Raw genomic sequence first — 7,389 nt, 5'->3', positions numbered from 1 at the left:
GTACGGGTACTCCATCAGCAGGAACGGCGTCCGCTTCTACTGCCAATGCATGTTTGAACGTTCCTTTCAACATCTCGCTTACAGGTGCTACAGCAGCATCAGGTATTACTTATCAATGGCAAAGTTCACCGCAAGGAGCAAGTACATTTGCTGATATCATTGGTGCCACGAATATATCTTACGCTATTGCGAACCAAACTGCTGCAACGGATTACCGTTGTATCGTGACTTGTTCAGGTGGAAGCGCCGATACATCAAATGTCATTTCAGTAGGACAAAACACTCCAAGCCAATGTTACTGTACACCTGCAGCAGGTGGAAGCAGCACAACTTACTACATGAACAACATTGCTACTTCCGGAGCTCTTATAAACTTTACATATACCGCATCTTCTTACTCTGCATATGTCAATGCATACAACAGTACTTCAGCAGTACAGCTTCCGGGAACTAACGTGAATGTAACAATCGGTTCTTCTTCTACAGCAAGTAATTATTACTATTGCTGGGTAGACTGGAACAATGACGGTGATTTTGCAGATGCAGGAGAAACTATTTTTGCAACTACAAGCTATGCTGTTGCTCCTTACAACGGTGTAATTCCTATTCCTGCCGGACAGGCGCCAGGTGATTACCGCGTGAGATTTGCTATGAGTGAAGCAGGAGCTATTACTGTCTGCGGACCGGCTCCTTACGGAAACTATGTTGACGTTAAATTGGTAGTTGGTACTCCTTCTCCATGTACAGGTGCTCCGACAGCAGTGAATGTAACACCGGCAGGACCGTTAAATGCTTGTATTGGATCTCTTGTCCAATTATCCTCTTCTTTAACACCGATCCTGACAAACAACTATACGTATCAGTGGTACCTGAATGGAAGTGCGATTGCCGGAGCAACCAATCCAACGTATACTTATTCTGTAGCAGCAAATGCAAACTTATTCCTGGTAGTTAAATGTGCAGGAAGTCCTGCGGATTCAACAATCTCGAATACTGTAGCCGTAACTGCATCAGGTGCATGTGGTTCTCCTTGTACGCCTACAGGAGGCAGTAGCAGTACTTCTTATTACATGAATAAAATTACGACAACCAACGGTGTTTCTAATTTTGTTTACACGGCAGCCTCTTACACTGCATACAATGACATGTACAACACATATTCTTGTACACAGTTCCCTGGATTTAACGTAAACGTGAAAATAGAATCCTCTTCAACAGCTTCTAATTACTATTATTGCTGGGTTGACTGGAATAATGATGGTGATTTTGCAGATGCAGGAGAAACTATTTTTGCAACTACAAGTTATGCAGTTGCTCCTTATAACGGTGTGATCCCTGTTCCGGCAGGACAACTTGCAGGTAGCTACCGCATGAGAATCGCTATGAGTGAAGCAGGAGTTATTACCGCTTGCGGACCGGCTCCTTACGGTAACTATGTTGATTCAAAATTGATTGTAATCAACCAATCTGCTTGTAGTCTTCCAGTTGGAGTTACAGGAACATCTGCTCCTGATTCATTGATGTTAACATGGAGCTGGACACAAAACGTGCATCCTATCCAATCATTCAAAATTCAGTACGGAATGACAGGATTCCCGTTGTATTCCGTTCCTTCTATTACAGCAAACGGAATAAACTTTACAGATACGGTTTCAAATGTGAACTTAATGGGTTCAGGTGTATACGATGTATATGTACAGGCGGTTTGTACTACTGATTCTTCTGCATTCTCAGGTCCTTTCACGATTGTAATGCCAATTACGAATGACCTTGTTTGTGCGAAGGAAGCCCTGCAATTGGGTCAGACATATACATTTAACAATGTAGGCGCAACTGTCTCTCTGAATGAAACAGCCATTGCTCCTCCTGCAACAGGTGCTCAAACAACTACAGGATGGGTAAACTCAACGTTGAACGGTACCTTGTGGTATTCATTCGTTGCTCCGCCATCAGGATCTGTAAGAGTTAACTCTACAGCAATCAATTACAACGGTCAGGCTGCGGTATACACAACGACTAACTGTGCAGACTTCAATACCTTCACATTGAAAGCGGCTAACGACGATGCGATCGGTGGTACAAGTCTTGCTCCGAACTTTACCATTTGTGGATTGACTCCGGGAACAACTTACTACATCATGTATGACAAGTTTGATGCGGCTTCCGGAAACTTCAGTTTGAAAGTATCTGCAATCGTTCTGGAAAGCGGATCTGCAAATTCGGTCACAAATGTGTGTACCGGAAACATTGTTGACCTGTATACGACAATCAATGGGTTTGATTTAAACGGTACATGGTCTTCTTCCATTCCTGCAGTAAACGCAAGTATCATGAATGATTCGTTGTTTAATACAAACGGACTGGCTTACCAAACATTTAACTTCCAATACCGTGTAACGGATGGTTGTGCATATGATTCAATCATTTCCCAGGTGAAAATCTTCCCTCCTTCAAATGCAGGGCAGGACGGAGCAATTCCTGCTTGTAAAAACCAACCGATCGATTTGTTGGCAGGATTGAACGGAAATACTGATTTGAACGGTAGCTGGCGTGATCCATCTGCTGTATTGCTTCCGAATTCGCAAGTTACTACGGCGAACTTCCCTGGCCAGTACAACTACCATTATATCTCAGGAAACGGAGTTTGTCCGAACGATACAGCTTTGGTGGTGGTATCCGTTACAAACTGTAACTGGTTGTCTGTTGATGAAAATGCATTGGAAGCAGTAAACATTTACCCGAACCCTTCAACAGGATTGGTATATGTTGAATCTACGTTCTCTACAGGAAACTTTGATTTGATTGTGATGGATGTAAATGGCCGCACGATTCAAACAAGTACGAACAGCATCGCTTTGGGTACAAACATCATTGACCTGAAAGAAGTTCAAAGAGGTACATACTTCTTCAAATTGTCAAGCAATGATGCTGAAAAAGTATTCAGAGTAGTGATTCAATAAGATCAGTTTTAATCTCATTTAAGAAAGAACCCTGATTCCGTGCAAACGGGATCGGGGTTTTTCTTTTTATGTAACGCTCTTGCAAATAGCTCATTCATTTGGTACTTTTGATAAAAACACAGAATATGTTAATGCCTTTTAATTTACATCAATGGATTGAAGAAAACAGGGAGTTATTGAAACCTCCTGTTGGAAACAAGAACCTATATAAAGAAGCGGGTGATTTCATCGTCATGATCGTTGGTGGTCCGAATGCACGAAAAGATTATCACTACAATGAAAGTGAAGAGCTTTTCTACCAGATTGAAGGAGATATCACCGTCGGAATTCAGCATGAAGGAAAGGCAAAAGACATTGTGATCAAAGAAGGAGAAATGTTCCTGCTTCCTGCCAGAATTCCGCACAATCCACGTCGTGGGGAAAATACCGTTGGATTAGTGATTGAGCGTGTCCGGAAAAATACAGATATGCAGGACGGATTATTCTGGTTCTGCGAAAAATGCAATCATGAATTGAAGCAATACCGATTCAAACTGGATAATATTGAGAAAGATTTTCTCCCGCGTTTCAAAGAGTTCTACACTTCTGAAGAAATGAGAACCTGCACGGCATGCGGTCATAAAATGGAAGCAGATCCGAAGTTTATTTAATTCAGGTCAATTGTTACTTTTACCAAAAAAACGAATTATCCAGAAAAACGAAATCTATGCAACTTTTTATCGGAATTATTTTCCCCATTCTCATTTCCATCATTTCTGCAGGCGGAGTATTGCTTATGGCTTACTTATTCCTGAAAAAAACAGGTGATCGCGAAATCAGAGCCGCTCAAATCGAATTAAAGAAAGAACGTCAGAAACACTTCCTTCCCATGCGTGTAGAAGCTTATCAAAGAGCTGCACTTTTAATGGAACGCATTCATCCGGGAAGTTTGGTGATGCGCCTGCACAATGCAGGACTTCCTGCGCGCAAGCTTCAGACTGAGTTACTTCAGGCAATTCGCGAAGAATATGACCACAACGTTTCTCAACAAATGTTTATCTCCCCTCAGGCGTGGGATATGGTTCGTAATTCCAAAGAAGAAACGATCAAAATCATCAATTTAGCCGGAAATCAAATGGATGCTACGGCACTTTCAACGGATCTGGCAGGTAAGATTTTCGAAATCGTTGCCGAAGTAGGAAAACTTCCCACAGAAATTACGGTTGAATACCTGAGAAAAGAATTACAGGAGTTATTTTGATACTGATATAAAAAATCAAATCCCCGGTCATTGAGCGAAGTCGAAATGCCGGGGATTTTTGTTTTATACAGTGCACGAAAAGATAGGTGATGCTGAATTTTATTCGGCGCAGTAATGAATAACATGAGATCGAAAGAGTTCAAAAGTTCACATTGAACCTTTTAAACTTTTGAACTGATTCAACTTCTTACCAGAAAGAAAAAATCAAATCACCAGAACTTTCGTACAAAACATTATTTTAAAGAAAGTATATTGGAAATCAGCAATTGAGCTGTTCGTAATATTACGTCCGGGTTTTGTGTTTGAATTCAGAATAAAAGACTCTAAACTCAGTAAAAACAAGGGGTTGATTCAATACTTAGTTGGGCGTAATTCCGCAATATTACGTCCATATTTTCGAATCTGAGATGATTATTTCAGAATAATCCGCACTTCCCCGCCGACCTCAATCACATCCCCTGCAATCAACTTAGCACGCTTTCGCGTCTCCAATTCACCATTCCGCATAATTTCCTCATCCTCCACGATCATCTTCGCATGTCCACCGGTTTGAGCAATCCCGACAACCTTCAACAATCCGAGCAATTCGATGTATTCGCCATTGATTGTAAATTCAATTTCTTCCATAGCGCAAAGGTAAGTTTAAAACCGCTTTCAGGGAATCTCTTGTCAACACAATATCCATCACGTCAATGATTTTTGTACCTTGAACGCAAATTTTCGTCCATGAAATTTTCCTGGAAAGTCCTTTTGGTCCACAGCTTACTCATTTTGCTTTTCCTCAGCATTCCGGTCATTTCTTCCCCGGATTTCAATTATACTGCGGATATTTTTCGTGTCCCACCCTTCCTGAAAATCTTTGTGGGCTACCTGCTGGTGATCTGCTTTTTCTACCTGAATTATTACCTCATCCTTCCGAAATACTTCTTCAAAAAAAAGTACGCTTTGTACGTTCTTTGGGTTTGCGGATGCTTTGCAGTCATTATTGCATTCGAACATTTTTTATTTCCGAATCCGCTGCCTCGGCCTTTTGGTTCGGAGAATGTTGCGACAAACCACCAACTTCATCGACCGCCTCCCTTCGACTTCTATCCGTATATCAACCTGATTGTGCCTTTTCTGTTGGTTTTATTGTTTTCCGTTTCCCTGGGTTTCAACAGAAAAACGAAACAAATTGAACTGGACAAATACCAGGCAGAATTACAAAACCTGAAATACCAACTACAACCGCATTTTTTGTTCAACAGTCTGAACAACATCTACTCGATTTCCATTTTAGAACCCCAGAAAACACCCCAATACATTTTGGAACTTTCGGAAATCCTGAGGTATTTATTGAAAACGGATGGTTCTTTAACCGTTCTGTTGAGTGATGATCTGCGTTTTTGCAAACAATACATCGACCTGCAGAATTTGCGTTTTGAGAATGATTCCGATTGGGAAATTGACATCCCGGAAGTGAAATCAAACATCCAGATTTCGCCCTTTTTAATGATGCCAATTATCGAAAACGTGTTCAAATACGGAATCCATCCGGATAAAGCATCTCCGATCAAAATTCAAATCCTGTTGGACAGAAATAAAATAACACTTACAACCTTTAACCGAAAAAATAATCATGCAGGAGAAAACCTGCTTTTAACTCAAAAACTGGGATTGACCAAAACAAAAGAGAGACTGAACCTGCTTTTTCCGGGCAAGCACCGGTTGGAAATTCAGGAAAACACACAGGATTTTCAGGTAACCTTAGAAATCGAACTGAAAAATGACCAGACAGTATAGTTTAATTGCAATTGATGATGAAGCTCCTTCCATCCGCCTGATTGAACGTTTTTGTTCGGGAATTCCTCATCTTCAATTTTTGGAAGGATTCAACAGCCCTCAAAAAGCCCTGGATTTTATTTCCAAAAACCAGGTAGATGTTCTTTTCCTGGATATCGAAATGCCGGGAATGAGCGGTTTGGAATTTGCCAAAAAATGCCCGGATCATTTGAAGATCATTTTTTCAACCGCTTTCGAGCAATTTGCCATCGAAGGATTCAATCTTTCAGCCGTCGACTATATTCTGAAACCCTATTCCGTTGAACGCTTCAACCAGGCAATCGAAAAAGCAATCCGGATCATTGAGCTGGAATCGCTGAAAAAGATCGAAGAAGAAATCGTGGTAAAAGTGAATTACTCCAATCGAAAAATCAAATTGGATTCGATCCTGTACATTGAAAGCCTCGACGACAATATCACCATTAACCTGGTAAATCAGGATTCCATTACCTTCCGGAATACCCTGAAAGCCTTTACGCAGGAATTACCCGAATCCCGGTTTATGCGCATTCATCGTTCCTATGTCATTGCGCTGAACAAGATCAACAGCTATCAAAAGAACAAAGTGGTCATCGGCGAAAAAGAATTTCCGGTAAGTATTCAATACAAAGAAGCCTTTTTGAACGCTCTAAACAACCAGTAAAACATGTCAGAAGAATTCTATCAGCTTTTCAAAAGTGATCTTCGGGGAACGATCAAAGGAAATCAGCAAACCAGTTTTATAACATTCAACGAAGGCGGTTATTTCCACGAATCCCGGCATCCGGTTGGAATTCTGACACAGTTTTCAGAACACTACCTTTCAGGCGAAAAACAGCTGGAATTGTTCAGTCAAAACGACTCGCTGTTTGTTTTACCCATCGAAGGAGAACTTTCCGTCCATGCCCGGCAGCAAACGTTTAAAATTCATCCGCAAGAACTTTTTGTGCTCAGTCCCGATCAACAGGTTCAAATCAGTAATTGCTTTCCGGATGAGCTCTCCCGGTTTTACGTGATTCAATTAAGTTACGACACCGAACACCTTTCTGTTCTTTCCTTCCTTCCCGATCACCGAAACAAGCTGATTCCCTGCTATGAATCTCCGGAAGCAAAACTGTCGATCGGTGTTTTTGATGGCAGAAAAGACAGGGAAATCAATATTGCTTCACACACCAAAACCTTTGTTACCATTATAAACGGCGCATTTGAAGTTCAAAATCGCCTCATGGAAACAAACGACAGCCTTTTAATCCTGAATTGCAGACACCTGGAATTCGAAGCACTTTCGGAAAATGGAGTAATCCTCGTTCTTTCATTTTAAACTCCTCAGAAAACCGGCTCTTTACCGCAGAAATTAGTTTCGCATAAAACACTTCCATATTTTTGATT

7 protein-coding genes are annotated in these 7,389 nt (G+C 41.1%); 6 read left to right on the top strand and 1 reads right to left on the bottom strand.

From position 1 onward, the window contains the following. The 3 genes from Q1V93_RS02750 to Q1V93_RS02740 form a co-directional block, all read left to right on the top strand. On the top strand, window positions 1-2,960 hold a 2,960-nt coding region (locus Q1V93_RS02750; protein WP_300661107.1), incomplete at its 5' end, for a T9SS type A sorting domain-containing protein. Between the two features lie 125 nt (window positions 2,961-3,085). Continuing rightward, window positions 3,086-3,610 carry a 3-hydroxyanthranilate 3,4-dioxygenase gene (locus Q1V93_RS02745; protein WP_300661104.1) on the top strand — a complete coding sequence of 175 codons (525 nt, stop codon included), beginning with the start codon at window positions 3,086-3,088 and terminating at the stop codon, window positions 3,608-3,610. A gap of 56 nt (window positions 3,611-3,666) precedes the next feature. Then, window positions 3,667-4,200, top strand: a complete 534-nt coding sequence (locus Q1V93_RS02740) for a hypothetical protein (protein ID WP_300661101.1) — start codon at window positions 3,667-3,669, stop codon at window positions 4,198-4,200. A 411-nt stretch (window positions 4,201-4,611) separates the two neighbouring features. Here the strand turns inward: Q1V93_RS02740 and Q1V93_RS02735 are convergent, their stop codons facing one another. Continuing rightward, window positions 4,612-4,827: an RNA-binding S4 domain-containing protein gene (locus tag Q1V93_RS02735; protein WP_300661098.1), complete on the bottom strand. Its 216-nt coding sequence runs from the start codon at window positions 4,825-4,827 to the stop codon at window positions 4,612-4,614. Between the two features lie 99 nt (window positions 4,828-4,926). Between Q1V93_RS02735 and Q1V93_RS02730 the strand changes: the two genes are divergently transcribed. From Q1V93_RS02730 to Q1V93_RS02720, 3 genes are read left to right on the top strand one after another with little or no spacing between them, the layout of a single operon-like run. Further along, window positions 4,927-5,982: a histidine kinase gene (locus tag Q1V93_RS02730; protein ID WP_300661095.1), complete on the top strand. Its 1,056-nt coding sequence runs from the start codon at window positions 4,927-4,929 to the stop codon at window positions 5,980-5,982. After that, window positions 5,966-6,664 carry a LytTR family DNA-binding domain-containing protein gene (locus tag Q1V93_RS02725; RefSeq protein WP_300661092.1) on the top strand — a complete coding sequence of 233 codons (699 nt, stop codon included), beginning with the start codon at window positions 5,966-5,968 and terminating at the stop codon, window positions 6,662-6,664. The genes Q1V93_RS02730 and Q1V93_RS02725 overlap by 17 nt, the downstream gene beginning before the upstream one ends. 3 nt (window positions 6,665-6,667) lie before the next feature. Further along, window positions 6,668-7,321 (top strand): hypothetical protein, encoded by a 654-nt coding sequence (locus Q1V93_RS02720; RefSeq protein WP_300661090.1) that lies wholly within the window; start codon window positions 6,668-6,670, stop codon window positions 7,319-7,321. The last annotated feature ends 68 nt before the right edge of the window (window positions 7,322-7,389 follow it).

The organism is Fluviicola sp., assembly GCF_030151805.1.
In the GTDB taxonomy this organism is placed as follows: Bacteria; Bacteroidota; Bacteroidia; order Flavobacteriales_D; family Crocinitomicaceae; genus Fluviicola.
Note: the sequence above shows the minus strand (reverse complement) of the source record. Positions and strands in the feature narration are given on the sequence as shown.